Origin of the sequence: Microbacterium suaedae, from assembly GCF_003254645.1 — a bacterium.
In the GTDB taxonomy this organism is placed as follows: Bacteria; Actinomycetota; Actinomycetes; order Actinomycetales; family Microbacteriaceae; genus Microbacterium; species Microbacterium suaedae.
On record NZ_PNFD01000001.1, the window covers coordinates 529,298 to 549,559 of the forward strand.

Annotated in this window: 21 protein-coding genes; 3 read left to right on the forward strand and 18 right to left on the reverse strand. The window is 68.6% G+C overall.

What is annotated here, in order from left to right:
* From C0012_RS02350 to prmC, 17 genes are all read right to left on the reverse strand, one after another.
* The gene (locus C0012_RS02350; RefSeq protein ID WP_110588376.1) at positions 1 to 2,841 is read right to left on the reverse strand and encodes an FtsK/SpoIIIE domain-containing protein; all 2,841 of its coding nucleotides are present in this window, start codon (positions 2,839 to 2,841) and stop codon (positions 1 to 3) included.
* Positions 2,842 to 2,952: 111 nt separating this feature from the next.
* The gene (locus C0012_RS02355) at positions 2,953 to 3,789 is read right to left on the reverse strand and encodes a PP2C family protein-serine/threonine phosphatase (RefSeq protein WP_198411043.1); all 837 of its coding nucleotides are present in this window, start codon (positions 3,787 to 3,789) and stop codon (positions 2,953 to 2,955) included.
* Positions 3,790 to 3,924: 135 nt separating this feature from the next.
* Positions 3,925 to 4,665 carry a DUF5684 domain-containing protein gene (locus C0012_RS02360; RefSeq protein ID WP_110588375.1) on the reverse strand — a complete coding sequence of 247 codons (741 nt, stop codon included), beginning with the start codon at positions 4,663 to 4,665 and terminating at the stop codon, positions 3,925 to 3,927.
* A 107-nt stretch (positions 4,666 to 4,772) separates the two neighbouring features.
* Positions 4,773 to 5,528 carry a YaaA family protein gene (locus C0012_RS02365; protein ID WP_110588374.1) on the reverse strand — a complete coding sequence of 252 codons (756 nt, stop codon included), beginning with the start codon at positions 5,526 to 5,528 and terminating at the stop codon, positions 4,773 to 4,775.
* 70 nt (positions 5,529 to 5,598) lie between these two features.
* Positions 5,599 to 5,862: a F0F1 ATP synthase subunit epsilon gene (locus tag C0012_RS02370; protein WP_110588373.1), complete on the reverse strand. Its 264-nt coding sequence runs from the start codon at positions 5,860 to 5,862 to the stop codon at positions 5,599 to 5,601.
* A gap of 2 nt (positions 5,863 to 5,864) precedes the next feature.
* Entirely contained in the window at positions 5,865 to 7,310 is a 1,446-nt protein-coding gene (gene atpD, locus C0012_RS02375; protein ID WP_110588372.1) for a F0F1 ATP synthase subunit beta, read from the reverse strand.
* Positions 7,311 to 7,336: 26 nt separating this feature from the next.
* On the reverse strand, positions 7,337 to 8,239 hold the full coding sequence (locus C0012_RS02380; protein ID WP_110588371.1) for a F0F1 ATP synthase subunit gamma: 903 nt from the start codon (positions 8,237 to 8,239) through the stop codon (positions 7,337 to 7,339).
* Positions 8,240 to 8,260: 21 nt separating this feature from the next.
* On the reverse strand, positions 8,261 to 9,904 hold the full coding sequence (atpA, locus tag C0012_RS02385; RefSeq protein WP_110588370.1) for a F0F1 ATP synthase subunit alpha: 1,644 nt from the start codon (positions 9,902 to 9,904) through the stop codon (positions 8,261 to 8,263).
* A 55-nt stretch (positions 9,905 to 9,959) separates the two neighbouring features.
* On the reverse strand, positions 9,960 to 10,742 hold the full coding sequence (locus tag C0012_RS02390; protein ID WP_110588369.1) for a F0F1 ATP synthase subunit delta: 783 nt from the start codon (positions 10,740 to 10,742) through the stop codon (positions 9,960 to 9,962).
* The gene (locus tag C0012_RS02395) at positions 10,742 to 11,290 is read right to left on the reverse strand and encodes a F0F1 ATP synthase subunit B (RefSeq protein ID WP_110588368.1); all 549 of its coding nucleotides are present in this window, start codon (positions 11,288 to 11,290) and stop codon (positions 10,742 to 10,744) included. The genes C0012_RS02390 and C0012_RS02395 overlap by 1 nt, the downstream gene beginning before the upstream one ends.
* A gap of 31 nt (positions 11,291 to 11,321) precedes the next feature.
* Positions 11,322 to 11,558 (reverse strand): ATP synthase F0 subunit C, encoded by a 237-nt coding sequence (atpE, locus tag C0012_RS02400; protein WP_110588367.1) that lies wholly within the window; start codon positions 11,556 to 11,558, stop codon positions 11,322 to 11,324.
* Between the two features lie 42 nt (positions 11,559 to 11,600).
* A complete protein-coding gene (gene atpB, locus C0012_RS02405; RefSeq protein WP_232527745.1) occupies positions 11,601 to 12,395 on the reverse strand; it encodes a F0F1 ATP synthase subunit A in 795 nt (264 codons plus the stop codon).
* 156 nt (positions 12,396 to 12,551) lie between these two features.
* Complete coding sequence (locus C0012_RS02410) at positions 12,552 to 13,061, reverse strand: hypothetical protein (protein WP_110588366.1); 510 nt, start codon at positions 13,059 to 13,061, stop codon at positions 12,552 to 12,554.
* Positions 13,062 to 13,162: 101 nt separating this feature from the next.
* Entirely contained in the window at positions 13,163 to 13,576 is a 414-nt protein-coding gene (locus C0012_RS02415) for a hypothetical protein (protein WP_162621795.1), read from the reverse strand.
* A 10-nt stretch (positions 13,577 to 13,586) separates the two neighbouring features.
* A complete protein-coding gene (locus C0012_RS02420) occupies positions 13,587 to 14,762 on the reverse strand; it encodes an MraY family glycosyltransferase (RefSeq protein WP_110588364.1) in 1,176 nt (391 codons plus the stop codon).
* Positions 14,759 to 15,448, reverse strand: a complete 690-nt coding sequence (locus C0012_RS02425) for an L-threonylcarbamoyladenylate synthase (RefSeq protein ID WP_110588363.1) — start codon at positions 15,446 to 15,448, stop codon at positions 14,759 to 14,761. Before C0012_RS02425 ends, C0012_RS02420 begins: the two co-directional genes overlap by 4 nt.
* Before the next feature lie 54 nt (positions 15,449 to 15,502).
* Entirely contained in the window at positions 15,503 to 16,384 is an 882-nt protein-coding gene (gene prmC / locus C0012_RS02430; RefSeq protein ID WP_110588362.1) for a peptide chain release factor N(5)-glutamine methyltransferase, read from the reverse strand.
* Positions 16,385 to 16,522: 138 nt separating this feature from the next.
* On the opposite strand from prmC, the gene cysK reads away from it, so the two are divergent.
* Together cysK and epsC are read left to right on the forward strand one after the other, a co-directional pair.
* Complete coding sequence (cysK, locus tag C0012_RS02435) at positions 16,523 to 17,461, forward strand: cysteine synthase A (RefSeq protein ID WP_110588361.1); 939 nt, start codon at positions 16,523 to 16,525, stop codon at positions 17,459 to 17,461.
* A gap of 112 nt (positions 17,462 to 17,573) precedes the next feature.
* Positions 17,574 to 18,137 carry a serine O-acetyltransferase EpsC gene (gene epsC, locus C0012_RS02440; RefSeq protein WP_110588360.1) on the forward strand — a complete coding sequence of 188 codons (564 nt, stop codon included), beginning with the start codon at positions 17,574 to 17,576 and terminating at the stop codon, positions 18,135 to 18,137.
* Positions 18,138 to 18,271: 134 nt separating this feature from the next.
* Here the strand turns inward: epsC and C0012_RS02445 are convergent, their stop codons facing one another.
* Positions 18,272 to 19,681 carry an amidase gene (locus tag C0012_RS02445; RefSeq protein WP_110588359.1) on the reverse strand — a complete coding sequence of 470 codons (1,410 nt, stop codon included), beginning with the start codon at positions 19,679 to 19,681 and terminating at the stop codon, positions 18,272 to 18,274.
* 221 nt (positions 19,682 to 19,902) lie between these two features.
* Between C0012_RS02445 and C0012_RS02450 the strand changes: the two genes are divergently transcribed.
* Positions 19,903 to 20,235, forward strand: coding sequence for a hypothetical protein (locus C0012_RS02450; protein ID WP_110588358.1), 333 nt, complete (start codon positions 19,903 to 19,905; stop codon positions 20,233 to 20,235).
* Positions 20,236 to 20,262: the final 27 nt, after the last annotated feature.

The window sequence follows — 20,262 nt, forward strand, 5'->3', positions numbered from 1 at the left end:
TCACGGCAGAACGACGCGCTCGGGTGTCGTGCCTGGCGAGACGACCCAGGCGCGCGCAGCGCGCGGCCGCGCATAGGGCGGCAGCTCCCGTTCGCCGAGGAGCGTGCGGAGCTCGCTCGCGCAATCGGCACCGACGACCATCTCGCCCGCGGCGCGCGTGCGTTGGAGAAGCGCGTACTGGCGCTGCCAGGCGTCGGCCTCGCCGACGATCGCAAGGCACCGAGCACCGGCCGCGAGCGCTTCGAAGGACGTGCCCGGAGCGATGTCGTCGACGAGTACGACGCGCACGCTGTCTCCCCACGACTCGCTCAAGGACTGCGCACGGCGCGCGGCCGCGCGCAGGATGAATCCCGTGACCGCACCGCGCGGTGCCCACAGCGCGTCGGCCTGGGGCATGGGGATATCGTCGGCGGTCGCGGGTGGGAGAGCGAGCTGGGTCTCGAACCCGTCGAGCACGGCTCGCCCCGGCGGACGGCGCGCGTCGAAGAGCGCACGCTCGGCCCCAGCCGCTGTGTGATCGTGCACGGTCGCGACCGCGAGCACCACTCGCCGCGGCAGGACATCGGCGATCTTCGTGAGGGCACCGGAGAGGCGTGCGGACGTGAGCACCACGGTCGTGCCGGTCCTGCCCGCATCACGGACGATCCCCTCGAGCCGCTCGCCCGCCTCTCGCGCATACTCCGAGGGGAATCGGGCCAGCAACGCATCGGCATCGTCGACGACGAAGACCTCCGGAGGCTCTGCCTCCGCGGCGGCGAGCGCATCCCAGGCCCCCTCGCTCTCGCGCGGCACCTCGATGACGCGGCGTCCGTCCGCCCGAGCCGCGCGGATCACCCACCGGGCGAGCGTCGTCTTTCCCGATCCGGCGCCGCCGATCACGAGCAGGCCTCGGTCGACCCCGGGGCGCAACAGGGCGGGATCCTGCCGCTGCTCGGCGGGGCGGTCTCGAAGACCGAGGACGATGTCTCCGCTGTCCGTGACCGGCGCGTCTGGGACCCACGCAGTCGGAAGTGGCTCCAGGAGCGGCCCAGGTGCCGGCGGGACACCGGCGTGAACGAGCGCGGCGTGGGAGGTGTCCGCCGCGCTCGTGAGGGCGAAACGCACTTCCGCGGCATCCATATCGCTTGCGCGGCGCACGTACCCGACGCCGCGATGAGCCGCATCTCCCGGGATCCGTGCAGCGGCGTCGGTGCCGAGCAGCTGTGCGCTCTCACGCTCCTCGGCAACGCGAAGAGCGATGCGCAGCGGACTGTTGGCGAGCAGCGCATCCCGAAGGATCCCGGATGCCCGCTGTGTACCGAGGACGAGATGCATGCCGAGGGCGCGCCCGCGCGCCGCGACGTCCGTGAAGACAGCATGCAGATCGGGGTGGTCCTGCAGCAGGGCCGCAAACTCGTCGATCACGATGACGAGCCGCGCGAGTCCGACGCGCGGATCGCCGACGTCCCGCGCTCCCGCGCCTGCGATCGCCCGCTCGCGGCGATGGATCTCGGCGCGAAGGCCCTCGACGGCACGGCGCGCGCCACCGCCGTCGAGGTCGGTCAGCACGCCCGTCACGTGCGGCAGATCCCGCAGATGGTCGAAGGCGGTGCCGCCTTTGAAGTCGCCGAGGAGGAAGACGACGTCCGCCGGCGAGTGCATCTCCGCGAGCGCCACGATCCAGGTCGTGAGGAACTCGCTCTTGCCCGCCCCGGTCGTGCCGACGACGACAGCATGCGGGCCGTCCGACACGAGATCCAGGAATACGAGCGGCGCCGGATCGTCCGGGCCGTGCCGACCGACGCCGATGACGGCCCGCAGGCCCGACGGCACGCGGTCGTCGTCACATTCGGACGACGCTCGGCGCAGCACGTGACCGGTCGGCACAGGGCCGCCCGGAAGGACGACGCCCGGCTGCCGATCGTGCACCGCCATGCCGTCCGCGATCGCGCACGCCTGTGGGAGGGAGACGGCCTCGAGAACGAGCTCGACGTCGCCTCCGTCTGAGACGAGACGCCCGCGCAGACCGTCGTCCACCTCGACGAGGGTCTGACACTCATGCGGGATCGGCTCTCCTGCGAACGCGAGCGCGATCACGGCGTGCGCCCGCTCCGGAATCGGGTCGGAAGCGCGCACGACAGCCACGAGCGTCGCATCAGGAGCGACGCTCGTGTCGGCGTGCGGGATCCGCGCCGCCCAGTCCTCACCGAGCGGCGCTCCCACCAGCCGCACATCGCTCGGCGGATGCCGCAGCACGAGCTGCGCCACAAGAGCCCGGACCACAGCTCGCGCAGTCACGTCATCACCGCGCACGCAGATCCCGCGCTCCCAGTCGACCGTGACGGGCGCGTCCGCGAGCACCTCGGCGTCGGTTCGGAGCCGATCTGCCTCGTTGCCCTCGCCTCCGACGACCTTTACGACGCTCGCCGTCTCCCCCGAGCCGACGACGAGCGCGCCGCGCCGCCGCCAGGTCCATCCGTCGTGGGCGAGGACCCCCACAACATCAGGCGCCGCCGCACAGCGCAGGGCCCGTTCCTCGTCGTGTCGCCGCTCGACCTCGTCGCGCAGCCGGGCGCATGCCGCGCGCAGCTCCTGCTCCGCACGCCTGCGCTCGCGCCGGGCGCCACGAGCCCGGTCGAGGATCGATGCGACCGCCATGAGCGGCCCGAGCACAGCGAACCAGAGCATGAATGCGGAGCCTGTCAGCTGCCACATCACGACCGCGCCGACGACGGGCACGATCGAGGCGAGAATCGGGAAGGGACGCCGCGCGGGGGCTCCCGGAAGCTCGGGGAGGTCGATGGGCTCAGCAAGCCGCCGGGTGGCGGGAGCCGCGGTGGTCTCGGCAGGGGCGAACGTCATACCGCCATGCAAGCCGATCGACGCGCACGGCGCCGGTCGAAAGGGCCCGAATGTGGAGAGATCCGGCGGATCCAGGTGCTGTGGACACGCTGATCCACCGCGCGGCTCGCGTCAGTCGACAGCCGCCGCGGACTTCTCGTCGGCTGCGGGTTCGTCGCCCACGATGTCGACGACGACGATCGACACATTGTCGCGCCCGCCGTTCTCGAGCGCGGCAGCCATCATCGCCACCGTGGCATCGGCAGGATCCTCGTTCGCATGCAGGAAGTGAAGGATCCCGTAGTCGGTGAGCTCCTTCGTGAGCCCATCGGAGCAGATCACGTAGCGATCGCCCGACTGCACCTCGATGCGCACGTAGTCGGGCGCCACCGCCTCGGTCGGCCCCACGGCCCGGGTGATCACATTGCTGTACGGGTGCGTCTCGGCCTCCTCCTCGCTGAGGCGGCCGGCCGCGACGAGCTCTTGCACGAGCGAATGATCGGTCGTGACCTGCATGAGCTGATCGCCCCGCTGAAGGTACACCCGCGAATCACCGATGTTCATGGCGACGATCGAAGGACCGTCGTCGGTCATGTCGAAGTAAACGCCCGTGAGCGTCGTACCCGTGCCCTCGTCGGTCGTATCGGGATGGTCGGAGATATCCCGGACGGCGAGAGCCAGCGCGTCATCGATATCGTGCGGGGTGACCGTCTCTCGGTCGGCCAGCGCAGAGAGGCGATTCACAACGCTCTGGCTGGCGATCTCGCCGCCGATGTGCCCGCCCATGCCGTCGGCGACGACGAACAGCGGGTAAGCGGCGAGGAAGGAATCCTGGTTGTTCTCGCGCTTGCGTCCGGGGTCGGTGCTGCCGGCCCAACGCAGGGAGAGCGTCGAGCCGTCGGCCAGCGGGACGTCACGACTGTGCGTCTCGGGCCGCGGCGTCGTCGCGGGGGTGGTGTCGTCGGGCACGAGGCCGACCTGCCTTTCGGGCGTTCTGCGCCGCAGACTGGGTGGCGCGCGTGGCGACCAGTCTATGGGAAACGCTCCGGGCCCCGGACGAAGAACTCGTCCGAGGCCCGGTATCGCGTCTGATCGGCGCGGGCGTCAGACCTGCGGCGGCTGCGGCGGACGCGGCTGATCCGGGTCGGCCGGCGGCTGCGGGGGCTGGTTCGGATCGGCAGGCGGCTGCGGAGCCGCTCCCGGCTGCTGCGGAGACTGCGGAGCGGCACCCGGCTGCTGCGGGGGCTGCGGGGCGGCACCCGGCTGCTGCGGGTACCCAGGCTGACCATACGGCGCCTGGCCGTAGCCGGGCTGCGCGTAGCCGGCAGGCGCACCCGCCGGAATCCCCGACCACACCTGCTTGTCACCGAGGAAGCCGTTCGCGGCCCAACTCGGCGCAGGCACCTGACGGTTCCAGCGCGAGCTGTCGAAGGCGCAGATGCCGAGCCAGACGATCGGAAGGAAGATGAAGAGGACGACCCACGCGCCCTCCTTCTGCAGCTTGAGACCCACACGGTACGCGGCGATGATGACCATCACGCTGGCGAAGAGCCCGCCGAGCCAACCGATGAAGTTCACGTACGGGATCACACTGGCAAAGGCGAAGAACAGCAGCCACGGGTTCACATCGCCGAGCTTCATGAACACCATCGTGTTGTAGAACGGCACCCATGCCCGCCACTTGCCCTCGACGCCGGCCTTGTCGAAGACCTTCATCATGAACCACGCCGAGAGGACATAGCCGGCGATCGCCAAGAGGAACATGACGACACCGAAAACGGCCATGAACGCGAGGAACGCGCCGTAGCCGCCGACGTCGCCGTAACTGGAATAGTCGTCGTACATGAGAAGTGTTTCCCTCCACCCGTTGTCGTGCGGCGTCGGCCGCCCGACTCACAGCGTAGCGACTCTCGTCCCCTCGCCGTGGCAGATCGCGCGGGCAGTTCTTCCCCTCACCCGTGCGAGACGAGCAGAAGCTCCCCCGCGGTCTCGCCGGCGCGCATGTCGAGACCGGCGGAACGGCTCCAGACGACGAGCTCGTCGAGCGAGGTGATCGAAGGCGCGGCGCTCGCAATCTCCCGTGTGAAGATCCCCTTGGTCTTCTTATTGAAGTGGTTCAGCGCACGCACCGTGCCGTCGGCGCCCGCCTCCACCACCCGCACATACGCCTGCGGCAGCTCCAGCGGCACGGGCCCCAGCGCGCGATACGCCTCCGAACGGAGGTCCACGATCGGGCCCGACGCTGTCGCGAGCGCCTCGCGCGTCGGGACCGACCAGTGCTTCTTCAGCGGCGGGATCCCCGGCAGACGCTGTCCCGCCGAGAGCCGGAATGCCGGGATCGCGTCGAGCGCTCCGACAGGCCCCAGCAGAGCCGTCTGGATGGCGGCGTGCCGCCCGAGCCATGCCCGCGCTTCTGCTGTCAGCGTGCCCGCGTCCAGCGCGTCGTAGAGAACCCCCGTGAAGCGATCAATCGACGGCATCGTCGGCGCGGAACGAACGGCCGCGTTGACTCCGATCTCGCCGCGCTGGCGGTCGGAGAGCTTCAATGCCCGGGCCATCGCATCCCCATCGGCGGCCAGCACCGTCAGCGCGTCCAACGCGGCCTCACGCTGCGTCGTGAGGTCACCGAAAGCGAGTGAGGAGAGCGCGAGGGGCGAGCCCTCGCCACCGGGGCGCTTCGTCTCAGACGGCGGGAGGAGCAGGAGCATCGAGAATCCTTCGTGAGACAGGAGAAGGGGCGGGGATCACGATGATCCCCGCCCCGTCTCTTCGGTCGTGTCAGTCCGCGAGCTGCGCCTGTCCCGCCACGATGTTGATCGCGTCGCCGACCTCCATCGAGACGAAGCCGTCGCTCGCATCGGCGATCACCTTCGTGCCATCGGCCTGGGTGATGCGCACCTGGCCGTCGGCAAGGACCGCGAGCGTGGGCTCGTGACCGGCCATGAAACCGATCTCACCCTCGACGGTCTTGGCGACGACGAGCGTCGCCTCGCCCGACCAGACCTCTGCCTCGGCAGACACGAGGTTGACCTGGAGCGCCATGATCAGCCGTTCTCCTTCTGGATCCGCGCCCAGTTCGCCTCGACGTCGCTGATGCCGCCGACGTTGTAGAACGCCTGCTCGGCGACGTGGTCGAAGTCGCCCTTGACGATCGCGTCGAACGACTCGATCGTCTCCTTGAGCGGAACCGTCGATCCCTCGACACCCGTGAACTTCTTCGCCATGTAGGTGTTCTGCGAGAGGAACTGCTCGATACGGCGCGCACGCGACACGACGATCTTGTCTTCCTCCGACAGCTCGTCGATACCGAGGATCGCGATGATCTCCTGCAGCTCCTTGTTCTTCTGCAGGATCTGCTTCACGCTCGTCGCGACGCGGTAGTGGTCCTCACCGAGGTAGCGGGGATCCATGATGCGGCTCGTCGAGGTGAGCGGGTCGATCGCGGGGTACAGACCGCGCGACGCGATCTCACGCGACAGCTCGGTCGTCGCGTCGAGGTGCGCGAACGTCGTCGCGGGTGCCGGGTCGGTGTAGTCGTCAGCCGGCACGTAGATCGCCTGCATCGAGGTGATCGAGTGACCGCGCGTCGACGTGATGCGCTCCTGGAGAACACCCATCTCATCCGCGAGGTTGGGCTGGTAGCCCACGGCCGACGGCATGCGACCCAGCAGGGTCGAGACCTCGGAACCGGCCTGCGTGAAGCGGAAGATGTTGTCGATGAACAGGAGGACGTCCTGCTTCTTGACGTCGCGGAAGTACTCCGCCATCGTCAGCGCCGACAGGGCGACGCGGAGACGCGTCCCCGGCGGCTCGTCCATCTGACCGAAGACGAGGGCCGTCTTGTCGAAGACACCCGCCTCGTCCATCTCGTCGATGAGGTCGTTGCCCTCACGGGTGCGCTCACCGACGCCGGCGAACACCGACACGCCGCCGTGGTCCTGTGCGACGCGCTGGATCATCTCCTGGATGAGGACCGTCTTGCCCACACCCGCGCCGCCGAAGAGGCCGATCTTTCCACCCTGCACGTACGGCGTCAGGAGGTCGATCGACTTGATGCCTGTCTCGAACATCGACGTCTTCGACTCGAGCTGATCGAAGTTCGGCGCCTTGCGGTGGATCGGCCAGCGCTCGGTGGCCTCGAACGTCTCGCCCTCGCCGAGGTTGAGAACGTCGCCCGTGACGTTGAAGACCTTGCCCTTGGTCTCGTCGCCGACGGGGACCGAGATGGCCTCGCCGGTGTCGCGCACCTCCTGGCCGCGGACCATGCCATCAGTGGGCTTCAGCGAGATGGCGCGAACCATGTCGTCGCCGAGGTGCTGTGCGACCTCGAGGGTGATCTCGGTGGACTGCTCGCCCATCGTGATCGTCGTCTTCAGCGCGTTGTAGATGCCGGGCAACGAGTCGTGCGGGAACTCGATGTCGACGACGGGGCCCGTGACGCGGGCAACGCGCCCGACGACCGCGGTGGGTGTGTCAACCGTGGTGGTCATGTGTTTCGTCTCTTTCTGCGAGGTTCTCAAGACGCGAGAGCGTCTGCGCCGCCGACGATCTCGGCGATCTGCTGCGTGATCTCGGCCTGGCGCGCGTTGTTGCGCAGGCGGGTGTAATCGGTGATGAGCTTGTCGGCGTTGTCGCTGGCCGCCTTCATCGCCTTCTGCGTCGCGGCCTGCTTCGCGGCGGCCGACTGCAGAAGAGCGTTGAAGATGCGGCTCTGGATGTACACCGGCAGAAGCGCGTCGAGCACCTCGGAAGCCTCGGGCTCGAACTCGTAGAGCGGGTACGCCTCGGTGCTCTGGCTGTCGTCTGCCGTCTCATCGGCGTCGACGACCTCGAGCGGGAGCAGGCGCACCGACTCCGCCTCCTGGATCATCATGCTGACGAACCGGTTGTAGACGACGTGGATCTCGTCGACCCCGTCCTCCGATGCGTCGAGCTCGTACGCCGCGATCAGCGCGTCGGCGATCTCCTTCGCTGTGTCGAACGAAGGCGTGTCAGCCTCGCCCGTCCACTCGTCGGCGGCCACCATCTGGCGGAACTGGAAATAGCCGACGGCCTTGCGCCCGAAGAGGTAGAAGACGACCTCCTTGCCCTCCCCGCGGAGCAGTTCCGCAAGTTCCAGCGCTTCCTTGATGACCTGCGAATTGAACGCGCCGGCCAGACCGCGATCGCTCGTGAGCAGCAGGACGGCCGATCGTGTGACCGTCTCGGGCTCACGCGTGAGCGGGTGGTCGATCGTCGTGTGCGTCGCGACGGCCGAGACAGCTCGCGTGACCGCGCGGGAGAAGGGCGACGACGCGCGCACGCGCGCCATCGCCTTCTGGATCCGCGAAGCCGCGATGAGCTCCATCGCCTTCGTGATCTTCTTCGTGGTCTGAGCAGAAGAGATCTTCTGCTTGTACTCCCTGAGTTGTGCGCCCATGATGCGACTCCCTTGCGGGCGTTACGCCTTGCGGCCCTTGACGATCCGCTCCTGGCCGATCTCGTCGTGGTCCGCGGCCGCGTGCTCCTCGTGGCCCGGATCGGTGAGGTGGCGTCCCTCGCCCTTCTGGAACTCGAGGACGAACTTGTCGATGCCCTGCTCCATCTCGGCGAGGACCTCGTCCTCGAGCTTGCCCGACTCGCGGAGCTTGTCGAGCACCTGCGTGTTGCGACGCATGTAGTCGAGCATCTCGCGCTCGAAGCGGAGGACGTCCTCGACCTCGATCTCGTCGAGCTTGCCGTTCGTACCGGCCCAGATCGAGACGACCTGCTCCTCAGCCGAGTACGGCGAGTACTGCGGCTGCTTGAGCAGCTCGGTCAGGCGTGCGCCTCGCGCAAGCTGACGACGCGAGGTCGGGTCGAGGTCGGAGGCGAACATCGCGAAGGCCTGCAGCGAGCGGTACTGCGCGAGCTCGAGCTTGAGCGTTCCCGAGACCTTCTTGACGTGCTTCTGCTGCGCGTCACCACCGACGCGGGACACCGAGATACCCACATCGACGGCCGGACGCTGGTTCGAGTTGAACAGGTCGGACTGCAGGAAGATCTGGCCGTCGGTGATCGAGATCACGTTCGTCGGCACGTAGGCCGAGACGTCGTTCGCCTTCGTCTCGATGATGGGCAGACCCGTCATCGAACCGGCGCCCAGTGCGTCCGAGAGCTTCGCGCAGCGCTCGAGCAGGCGCGAGTGCAGGTAGAAGACGTCACCGGGGTACGCCTCGCGCCCCGGCGGACGACGCAGGAGAAGCGACACCGCACGGTAGGCCTCGGCCTGCTTCGTGAGGTCGTCGAAGACGATGAGCACGTGCTTGCCCTGGTACATCCAGTGCTGACCGATCGCCGATCCCGTGTAGGGCGCGAGGTACTTGAAGCCCGCGGGGTCGGAGGCGGGAGCCGCGACGATCGTCGTGTACTCCATCGCGCCCGCATCCTCGAGCGCGCCCTTGACCGACGCGATCGTCGAGCCCTTCTGGCCGACGGCGACGTAGATGCAGCGAACCTGCTTGTTGGTGTCGCCCGACTCCCAGTTGTCCTTCTGGTTGATGATCGTGTCGATCGCGATCGCCGTCTTACCCGTCTGGCGGTCGCCGATGATCAGCTGGCGCTGTCCGCGGCCGACGGGGATCATCGAGTCGATGGCCTTGATGCCGGTCTGCATCGGCTCGTGAACCGACTTGCGGTCCATGACGCCCGCCGCCTGAAGCTCGAGCTCGCGGTCGCCCTCGATGTCGGCGATCTCGCCGAGGCCGTCGATCGGCTGGCCGAGCGGGTCGACCACGCGTCCGAGGTAGCCCTCGCCCACCGGGACGGAGAGGACCTTGCCAGTCCGCGTGACCGGCTGGCCCTCCTCGATGCCGGAGAACTCGCCGAGGATGACCGTGCCGATCTCGTGCTCGTCGAGGTTCTGAGCGAGGCCGAGCGTGCCGTCCTCGAAGCGGATGAGCTCGTTCGCCATGACGCCGGGGAGACCCTCGACGTGGGCGATGCCGTCGGCCGCATCCGTGACGGTGCCGACCTCGTTCGCGCCAGAACCGGTGGGCTCGTAGGCCGAGACGAAGTCCTTCAGCGCGTCACGGATGACGTCGGGGCTGATGGTGATGTCTGCCATTGTCTTCCTTCGTTGTGCGGGCCCAACGGCCCCAATTGCTTCCGCAGGGAAGCGTTCAGCCTGCGAGCCTCGACCGGAGATCGGCGAGGCGGGACGAGATGCTGCCGTCGATCACGTCGTCGGCGATCTGCACGCGGATACCGCCCACGACCTCGGGGTCGACGACCTCGTTGATCGAGACGGGGGCTCCGTACGTGCGCGAGAGCGAGTCGGCAAGGCGCTGCCGCTGCGCATCTGCGAGCGACTTCGCGACATGCACTGTCGCGACGATGCGCCCGCGCTCTGCGGCCACCACGGCGATCGCGTGATGCAGCGCCGAGCGCACACGACGGCCGTTCGGCTGCTGGACGAGCGAGCTCACGATGAGCACGGTGCCCGCGCTCACCGACGTGCCGAGGATCCGCTCGATGAGCTCGCCCTTCTTCGACGCGTCGCCGAGTCGAGCTCCCAGAGCCAGTTCGAGTTCGGGATTCGTCGCGACGATGCGGGTGACCTGGAACAGCTCACCCTCGACATCGGCAGACTCGGCCTTCGCCGTCGCGCGGATCGCGACTTCCTCGATCCCGGAGACGAGCTCGGCGGCCTCCGACCAGCGCTGCTCGGCGATCGTTGCGAGGATCTGCTGTGCCGCACTGGACAGAGTCCCGAAGACCCGGTGCACGAGCGCCGACCGCGCAGATTCCTCGGCGGCATGATCCGCGAGCGCGCCGCTCAGCGCCGGCGAGTCGCCCGCCACACGCGCCGCTTCGAAGAGCTCGCGTGCGGTGTCGAGATCGACCGGGGCCGAGGCGAGCGCCGCGGCGCTCGCCTTCAGCGCCTGAGTCGTCGCGCTGCCCATTACTTCGCCGCCTTCTCGGATGCCTCGAGATCAGCGAGGAAACGGTCGACGACGCCCTGAGCCTTCTGGTCGTCGTTCACCGACTCGCCGATGACGTTGCCTGCGAGATCGAGCGCGAGCGTGCCCACGTCGCTGCGCAGCGAGACCATCGCCGACTGGCGCTCGGCCTCGATCTGCGCGTGCGCGGCCGCCGTGATGCGGTCGGCCTCCACCTGCGCGCCGGCCTTCGCCTCGTCGACGATCTTCTTGCCGTCGGCGCGCGCGCCCTCGCGGATCTCGCCCGCCTCGCGGCGCGCATCAGCGAGCTGCTGCGTGTACTCGGCGAGCGCGGCCTCGGCCTTGCGCTGCGCCTCGTCGGCCTTCTCGATGTTTCCTTCGATGGCCGCCGAACGGGCGTCGAGCATCGTCGTCAGACGAGGCAGCGCGACCTTCCAGACCACCACGAGGATGACGATGAAGCACACCGCCGACCAGATGATGTCGTAGATGGCCGGGATCAGCGGATTCGGATCCTCTTCCGCGGCGACCGTGACAAGAGCGTTCAGCATCCTGTCTCCTTACGTGTCAGCTGCGAATGAATCAGTATCCGAAGATGAAGCCCGTGGCGATGCCGATGAAGGCGAGCGCCTCGGTGAAGGCGATACCGATCCACATCAGCACCTGGAGGCGGCCGGCGAGCTCGGGCTGGCGGGCGACCGACTCGATCGTCTTGCCGACGACGATGCCCACACCGATGGCCGGGCCGATGGCGGCGAGACCGTAGCCGACCGTGGCGATCGAGCCGTTGACCTCAGCGAGAACCATAGAAGCGTCCACTGGATTTTTCCTTTCGTAGGGCGGCGCGCGAGGAACGCGCCGTCAGTGCTCTTCCGCGACCGCGAGCTGGATGTAGACCGCGGTGAGGATCGTGAAGACGTAGGCCTGGAGGAAGGCCACCAGGACCTCGAACAGAGTGAAGGCGAATCCGAATGCGAGCGTGCCCGCACCCAGGGGGATCCATCCCCCGCCGATGCCGAAGAAGAAGAAGTGCGTCGCCGAGAAGAACAGCACGAGCATGAGGTGCCCGACGATCATGTTCATCAGCAGTCGCAGCGTGAGCGTGACGGGCCGGATGATGAACGTCGAGAGGAACTCGAGCGGCGTCACGATGAGGTACAGAACCGGCGGGACGCCCGACGGGAACAGCGCGTTCTTGAAGAAACCGGAGGGGCTCTTCTTGATACCCGCGTAGATGAACGTCACGTACGAGATCGCGGCGAGAAGCAGCGGGACAGCGATGACGCTCGTACCGGCGATGTTGATGCCGGGGATGATGCCCGTCATGTTCATGAACAGGATCATGAAGAACATCGTCATGAGCAGCGGCACGAAGCGGTCGCCGTCCTTACGGCCGAGAATGTCGTGCGCGATGCTGACGCGCACGAAGTCCATGCCCATCTCGACGATGCTCTGGAACCGCCCGGGGATAACCCGCATACGGCGCGTGCCGATGAGGAGGAGGATCACAAGGATCGCCGTCGCGATGAACTGCGCGAGGTTGATACGCGTGAACTCGATCGGACCGAACTGGAAGATCGCGGGAGGGAAGAAGTCGATGATCGAGGGAGGGTGGAATGCACCCTCGCTGTTATCGGCAGAGGCGATCAGCGTCACGGCGTGTGTCAACGTGTGGCTCCGGCTTCGTCGCTCCGGCACGTCGGCCGGCTGTGGAAGGAAGTCGCACCTGCCACGCCCGATGTCAACATCGGCATCCGAATGGGGGGATCGGCAGGAACGACACTCAGCCTATCAAAAGATCGGCGGCTTCTACTACGCGTCGAACTTGCGCGCACCCGGCTCCGCGTCGGGGGTCGCGTCGCCGTCGTCTGCGGCGCCGTCCTCCCCCGGCAGCGTCACGTCCGTGTAGGGAACACGGGCGCGGAGCATCGCGATCGCATCGATCGCGAGCGAGGCGACGACGCTCGCGACGACCGCGAGGAAGAAGACCATCGGCACGATCCACGGCTGACCGCGCAGCACGAGCATCGCGACGATGAAGAGGATCAGTTTGACGATCCAACCACCGAGAACGATCCCGAAGAAGATCGGCACATAGAGATCGTCACCGAACCAGCGATTGGCGATCAGGATGCTCGCCGCCGTCAGCAGCATGAGCACGGCGGTGATGCCCGCCCCGGCGAGCGCGCTCAGCGCTCCGTCGGATCCGGCGACCGCGTACCCGATCAGCCCTCCGATGACGGCGATCGCGGCCGTCGCGATCGCCCCCCAGACGAGGGCCGTACGCAGGACCGGGGTGCTCGAGAGGGCGGGGCGAGACATCTGGGGCTCCTGTGGTCGCGCGCCGTTTCGGCGCGGGGCGGGGGCGCGGTCACCGCGGCCCGTGCGGACCCGACGAGCGTATCCTCCCCGGCTGGGGATCCTCATCTGCTGTCTGGGTCGACGCGGATCCCGTTGACGACGATGAGGTCGATGGCGAGCGACGCGATCCCGAGCGCGGCGAGCGTTCCGTATGCGGTCGCGGCGTGTGTCCACCCTGCCGCGAGCACCACCGACAGGCCGGTGGCGAATGCGGCGATCTTGACGAGGAAGAGCGCGAGGAATCCCGCGAAGGCGAGCGCCGCGTATGCGGCCATGCCCTCGCGCCGGCGCAGCAGCATGATGAGGCAGGCCGTCAGCGCGGGAAAGACGAGCCCCACGGCGCCGGCGACGGCGCCCGTTCGGGCACCCTCGGGCCCGACGACACCTCCCGAGATGAGCGCTGCGACGGCGGCCGCCACGACGCAGAGCGCGACCCCCACCAGTGTGGGGACGAGAAGAGGCATCGGTCGGCTCACGGCAGGGTCCTCAGGATTCGGATCTCTCGGCTTCTGGATCGCGAGCGCGACGCGCCTTCGACGGCACGAGCGCCAGCACAAGGCACGCCGCGATGCCGACGACGCCGTAGGCGACGGCGAACCAGTACTCACCGAACCAGTGACCGCCGAACCAGTTCGCTCGGGTGAAGAGGTACATGAGGAGGACCGTGAGCGACGCGATCGCCGTCCATGCGTAGAAGATGAGCGTCGCGTCGCGATCCGAGTGCCCCATGTCGAGCATGCGGTGGTGGAGGTGCTCGCGGTCGGGTGAGAAGGGCGACTTTCCGCGACTCATCCGGCGGATCACCGCGAGCCCGAAGTCGAGCAGCGGCAGCATCACGACGATGATCGGCAGGAGAACCGGGATCAACGTTCCCAGGATCTGCGAGCGACCCGTCACATCGGGTTCGAGCGCGGCGGGCGGGAGCTGCCCCGTGATCGCGATGCCGCTCGTCGCCATGAGAAGACCGAGCACGAGCGCCCCGGTGTCCCCCATGAACATCTTCGCGGGATTCCAGTTGATGGGAAGGAAGCCCGCGCACGCGCCGACGATGACCGCGGCGATGAATGTGCCGAGGTTCGCATAGCTCGTGGCGCCGATATCGCGGACGAGGATGTACGAGTAGACGAAGAACACGCCGTTCGCGATGAGGCACACACCCGCGACGAGGCCGTCGAGGCCGTCGATGAAGTTCACGGCGTTCATCACGATGACGATCGAGAACATCGTCAGGATGATGCTCACCCAGCCCGACCAGACCGTGATCCCCCCGATCGGCAGCGCATAGATCTGCACCCCGCCGCCGATGGCGATGATCCCCGCAGCGAGGAATTGCGCCCCGAGCTTGATCATCCAGTCCAGATCCCACAGATCGTCTGCGATGCCGATGAGCGCGATCAGCAGAGTCGCGCCGAGGATCGACCAGACGACGCGCGGTTCGACCCAGAAGATGTCGAAGTAGTCGAAAGTGCGCGAGATGAGGAAGGCGACGACGATCCCGAGGAACATCGCGACCCCGCCGAGGCGGGGCGTCGGCCGCGTGTGCACGTCCCGTTCGCGCACGGCCGGGTGCAGGCGGTAGCGCAGTGCGATCCGCCAGATGGCCCACGACAGGACGAAGGTGATCGCCGCCGTGATGAGGATCGTGAGGAGGTAGAGCCTCACCCCGACGGATCCTCTTCGTGCGGCTCTTCGAGCAGGTCCCCGAGAACCTCGCGCAGCCGATCCCGGCTGATAGCGCCCTCGCGAAGCACGCGTACGGCGGGCTCGCCTCGGCCGCCGGCGAGCGAGGTCGCGTCGACGATCGTCGAGGCGACTCCCGTCGGGACCGGACCATCGTCCAGGTAGAGGGCGACCGTCTCGCCGAGCATGGCCTGCGCGGATGTGACGTCGATCGCCGCCGCTTCGCCCGTGCGGTTCGCGCTCGACACCGCGAGAGGCCCTGTCTCGGCGAGCAGCTCCAGCGCGATCGGGTGATCGGGCTGGCGCACGGCAACGGTCCCCTGCGTCTCGCCGAGGTCCCACGTGAGCGACGGCTGCGCGGGAAGCACGATCGTCAGGCCGCCCGGCCAGAATGCCTCGACAAGCCGGGTCACTTCGTCGGGGACGGACTCGACGAGGGCGTGCAGCGCGTCGGTCGAGCCGACGAGCACGGGCGGCGGCTGCTGGCGCGAGCGACCCTTCGCGTCGAGAAGCTTCTGCACGGCGGCCGGGCTGAACGCGTCGGCCGCAACGCCGTACACCGTGTCGGTGGGCGTGACGATGACGTCACCGCGCGAGATCGCCTGGCGCGCTTGGCGCATTCCGGAGAGCATCTGCTCGCGTTCGCGGCAGTCGAAGACGGGTGGCATCACGACATCGATTGTAGGGATCCGTTCTCCGGGACCCCTGTCGGCGCGCGCCGATCACGGCCGGATTGCGGTCGTCGCCCTCTCGCGCGTCGTGAGGTCGGGGTGCGTCGACGCCCCGAGCCAGCCGTCGGCCGCCAGGAGCGCGCGGATCGACTCGCCCTGCCATTCGCCGTGTTCGAGGACGAGAGTGCCACCCGAACGAGCGAGCCGCATCCCGACGCGGCTGATGACGCGCACGACGTCGAGGCCGTCGGCCCCGCCGTAGAGCGCGACCGCCGGATCGTGCCTGCGCACCTCTTCGTCGCGCGGCACCGCATCGTCGGGGACATACGGCGGGTTCGAGGCGACGACGGCGACGCGCCCGTCGAGATCGTCGAACGCATCAGAGAGATCGCCGTGGCGCAGGTCGATGTCGGGCGCAAGCGCCTCGACGTTGCGCCGGGTCCAGGCGATCGCCTCGTCGGACCGCTCGACGGCGTGCACGCGCGCATGAGGCACCTCGGTCGCCATCGCGAGGGCGATGGCCCCGCTGCCGGTGCCGAGGTCGACCGCGATGGGCGCGGGATCCGCGGCTGCGGTGAGCGCGTCGATCGCAAGTTGGGCGACCATCTCGGTCTCGGGACGGGGCACGAACACGCCGGGGCCGACGCGGAGCGCCAGCCGGCGGAAGGGGGCGACGCCCGTGATGTGCTGCAGGGGCTCACGCGCGGCGCGGCGGGCGACGAGACCGCGGTACGCCTCGTGATCGGCGGGATCGAGCGCGTCGCCGCGGACGAGCGCTGCCTGCACCTCTCCCCTGCTCGCCGCCGGTCCGAGGATCCAGGCGAGCAGCAGCTCCGCGTCGACGGCGGGGTCGGGCACGCCCGCCTGGGCGAGCACATCGGACGCGCCGCGCAGGGCGTCACGGAAGGGGATCCGGGGGGAGTCGTCGGGCACGAGACGACCCTATTGCGCCGCGCCGATGAAATCCTCCGTCACAGACCTGTCCCGGTGTCGTCGCGGCCCCGTAGGCTGATCGGCAGGGCCGCCGGGGTTCCCGGGGCGGCCTGTCGACCCGATCTGAAAGGCATATCGATGTCCGCGATCCACAATGACATCTCCAGCGCGTTCGGCAAGACGCCGCTCGTCAAGCTCAACCGCGTGACCGACGGCGCCGGCGCCGAGGTCTACGGCAAGCTCGAGTTCTTCAACCCCGGTTCGAGCGTGAAGGACCGCCTCGGCGTCGCGATCGTCGACGCGGCGGAGGCCTCGGGCGAGCTGCCGGCCGGCGGCACGATCGTCGAGGGCACCTCCGGCAACACGGGCATCGCCCTCGCCCTCGTGGGAGCGGCTCGCGGCTACAAGGTGATCCTCACGATGCCGTCATCGATGTCGAAGGAGCGCCGAGTGCTCCTGCGGGCGTTCGGCGCAGAGCTCGTCCTCACCGACCCGGCGAAGGGCATGAACGGCGCCGTCGAGGAGGCCAAGCGCATCGTCTCCGAGACGCCCGGCGCGGTCCTCGCCCGTCAGTTCGAGAACGAGGCCAACGTCAAGATCCACCGCGAGACGACGGCCGAGGAGATCCTCGCCGACACCGACGGCGACGTCGACATCTTCGTCGCCGGCATCGGCACGGGCGGCACGATCTCGGGCGTCGGTCAGGTGCTCAAGGAGAAGAAGCCCGGCGTGCAGATCGTCGCCGTCGAGCCCGCAGACTCGCCCCTTCTCAGCGAGGGCACGGCAGCGCCCCACAAGATCCAGGGTCTCGGCGCGAACTTCGTTCCCGACATCCTCGACCGCTCGGTGATCGACGAGATCCTTCCCGCGCCGCTCGACAAGGCGGTCGACACGGCCCGCGATCTCGCGACGAAGGAGGGCATCCTCGCCGGTATCTCGTCGGGCGCCGCCGTCTGGGCTGCCGTCGAGGTCGCGAAGCGCCCGGAGAACGCCGGCAAGAAGATCGTCGTCGTCGTGCCCGACACGGGCGAGCGCTACGTGTCGACGTTCCTCTGGGAGCACCTCCGCGACGACTGACCCGGCACCGCTCTCGAGCGGCGCGGTTCTCGGCGGGCGGCGCGGATCCTCCGCGTCCCGTCCGGGATCCCGCGCCGCTCGCGTCGTCTCCGAATCGATTGGCTCGCACTTCATGGGAATCGGCATCCGCGAGGACATCTCCGCAGCGCGTCGGAGGGATCCCGCCGCGCGCGGCGCGCTCGAGATCGCGCTCCTCTACCCCGGCCTGCACGCGATCTGGGGGCACCGGCTCAGCCACGCGCTGTGGCGGCGCGGCCTCCGCTTCCCCGCGCGGGCGCTGTCGCAGCTTATGAGGTGGATCACGGGTATCGAGATCCACCCCGGCGCCACCATCGGGCGGCGATTCTTCATCGACCACGGCATGGGCGTCGTCATCGGCGAGACCGCCGAGGTCGGCGACGACGTCATGCTGTACCACGGCGTGACTCTCGGGGGCACGTCGCTCGACAAGGGCAAGCGCCACCCGACTCTCGGCGACGGCGTTGTCGTCGGATCCGGTGCCAAGGTGCTCGGTCCTGTGACGATCGGCGCGCACAGCGCGGTGGGCGCCAACGCCGTCGTCACGCGCGACGCCCCGTCCGACAGCATCGTGGTCGGCGTCCCCGCCAAGGCGCGCGCCCGTCGATCCAACGACCGCGTCCGCGACATCCTCACTGCGCCCGAGTACCTGATCTGACGGCACGCGCCAGCTCGTCCCACCGATCTCGGGGTCGCGCCGGCCACGGAATGGCGTCCCGCACGCGCTCAGATACTGACTCCACGCCGAGATGCTGACCAGATCGCCCGATCCGTCAGCACCTCGCGCCGCTCTCAGTACGTCAGCGTGGGCCAGGGCAGCGGGCCCCTCGCCGCCTCCAGTTGGGCGGCGAGCTGCAGGATCGCGGCCTCTCCCCCGGGCCGGCCGACGAGCTGCACGCTCCACGGACGCTCGCCCTCCTCGGATGTGACGGGAACCGTGATCGCGGGCAGCCCCGAGACGTTCACGAAGCTCGTGTGAGGCGCGTAGCTGCACTGCCGGGCGAAGTTCTCCTCGGGGTCCACGGACGAGAACCAGCCAACCTTCTGCGGTTCCATCGCGAGCGCGGGCGTGAGCACGGCGTCGAAGGGCGCGAACGCCTCGATCGTGCGCCTTTCGAACGCAGCCGCGGCCTGGTACCCACCGATCACGCGCTCGGCGCTCATCGCGCGACCCTCCCGCACGAGCCACGCGGTCAGCGGCTCGGTGAGCGCGTCGAGGTCCGCGTCCGGGACTGGAATCCGTGCGGCCGACGCACGCCAGAGGGTCGCAAACATCTCGGGATAGCCCTCGGGGCGCCAGTCCGCCTCGTCGACAGCGTGCCCGGCAGACACGAGGATCGCGGCGGCACCGTCATAGGCGGCGCGCGCCCGCGGGTCGAGACTCGTGTCGGTCCACCCGTCCCAGGGAGTGACGAGCGTGGCGCCGATCCGGAGTCGGCCCGGATCGCGGCGCAGCGCGGCACTCGCGCCCCCTCCCTCGGGATCCGGTGCCCGCGTTGCGTAGCTGTGTGGCGCGGATCCCGCGAGCGCGTCGAGGAGGTACCCGACGTCCGCGACCGAGCGCGCGATGGGGCCGGCCGTCGACAGACCACCGGGCGACTCGAGCCCGTTCGCGAACGGCAGCCGACCGCGCGACGGCTTCAGCCCCACGACGCCGACGGTCGCGGCGGGGATCCGAATGGATCCGCCGCCGTCTGACGCGGGCGCTGCCGGGAGAAGCCCCGCGGCGACTGCTGTAGCCGCTCCGCCGCTCGATCCGCCCGCCCCCGTATCGGTATTCCACGGATTGCGAGCAGGAGGGGCGATCGCGCTCTCCGTGTAACCCGTGAGCCCGAACTCAGGAGTGTTCGTCTTGCCGAGGCTGACGGATCCGAGCCGGTCGAGCGCGAGCGCGAGCGGATCCGAATCTGCGGACAGGTTCTCGGCGAACGCACGAGAACCGTAGCGCGTCGGCACGCCCGCGCGGGCGACGAGATCCTTGTCGGCAAGGGGGACGCCCCACAGGGGCGGCGCGTCGACGGGCGGATCCCCGAGATCAGCCGCCTGCGCGAGCGCTCTTTCGGAGATCACCTCGACGAATGCACCGAGTTCCCCCGCCGCGTCTATCCGTTCGAGGAAGTGACGGGCGACGTCGACGGGAGATACCTCCCCGCCGCGCAACGCCGTGGCGAGGCCGACCAGACTCTGCTCGAAGAACTCCACTCCCCCATCCTGCCGTGCCCGCAGGGTCGGAGAAGCACACACGATCGGGCGACTTCCCTGGACACGTCCGACCGTGTGGACTCCTCCGACTATGCCATCGTCGCTGCTGTGTTCGCCTACGCCTTCGACCAGGCCGTGCAAGCATGGGCTGTGGCCAGGAGATCGAGGTCTTGACCCGTGCACGCTGCGTGTGACGTGGTTCGATCAGTGAGGGGGACGTCATGGATGACATCGGAATCAGCGCGAGCGACAGCACGATCGCTCTGCTCGTCGCTCTGACAGCGGCACTGATCGGCACTTCTCTCGTCAGTCACCGGCGCAGGAGGCCGTTCATTCCGTGGTCGAATCGCGTGGTGCGCGCGGTTCTCACGGACGCGATCGTCGTCGCTTGGATCACGTTCGTGGCGTTCGCTGTGTCCTCCGCGGTTACGCAGCACGCCGCCGCTGTCGTCGCCCTCGGGCTGCTCGTCGTCATCGCGGATGGCACGGTCCGACACCAGCTCGAACGACGACGCACGCTCACGGCCGACATGCACCCTGAAGCGCAGGCCTGAAGCTCATCGCGTCATGTGCTCCATTCC

Coding starts and splice junctions, on each gene's coding strand:
- epsC (WP_110588360.1), top strand. CDS start 17,574: ATGGGAATCGGCATCCGCGAGGACATCTCCGCAGCGCGTCGGAGGGAT.
- C0012_RS02370 (WP_110588373.1), bottom strand. CDS start 5,862: ATGGCGCTCCAGGTCAACCTCGTGTCTGCCGAGGCAGAGGTCTGGTCG.
- cysK (WP_110588361.1), top strand. CDS start 16,523: ATGTCCGCGATCCACAATGACATCTCCAGCGCGTTCGGCAAGACGCCG.
- C0012_RS02365 (WP_110588374.1), bottom strand. CDS start 5,528: ATGCTCCTGCTCCTCCCGCCGTCTGAGACGAAGCGCCCCGGTGGCGAG.
- C0012_RS02410 (WP_110588366.1), bottom strand. CDS start 13,061: ATGTCTCGCCCCGCCCTCTCGAGCACCCCGGTCCTGCGTACGGCCCTC.
- C0012_RS02390 (WP_110588369.1), bottom strand. CDS start 10,742: ATGGGCAGCGCGACGACTCAGGCGCTGAAGGCGAGCGCCGCGGCGCTC.
- C0012_RS02350 (WP_110588376.1), bottom strand. CDS start 2,841: ATGACGTTCGCCCCTGCCGAGACCACCGCGGCTCCCGCCACCCGGCGG.
- C0012_RS02450 (WP_110588358.1), top strand. CDS start 19,903: ATGGATGACATCGGAATCAGCGCGAGCGACAGCACGATCGCTCTGCTC.
- C0012_RS02380 (WP_110588371.1), bottom strand. CDS start 8,239: ATGGGCGCACAACTCAGGGAGTACAAGCAGAAGATCTCTTCTGCTCAG.
- atpD (WP_110588372.1), bottom strand. CDS start 7,310: ATGACCACCACGGTTGACACACCCACCGCGGTCGTCGGGCGCGTTGCC.
- C0012_RS02425 (WP_110588363.1), bottom strand. CDS start 15,448: ATGCCACCCGTCTTCGACTGCCGCGAACGCGAGCAGATGCTCTCCGGA.
- C0012_RS02395 (WP_110588368.1), bottom strand. CDS start 11,290: ATGCTGAACGCTCTTGTCACGGTCGCCGCGGAAGAGGATCCGAATCCG.
- atpA (WP_110588370.1), bottom strand. CDS start 9,904: ATGGCAGACATCACCATCAGCCCCGACGTCATCCGTGACGCGCTGAAG.
- C0012_RS02360 (WP_110588375.1), bottom strand. CDS start 4,665: ATGTACGACGACTATTCCAGTTACGGCGACGTCGGCGGCTACGGCGCG.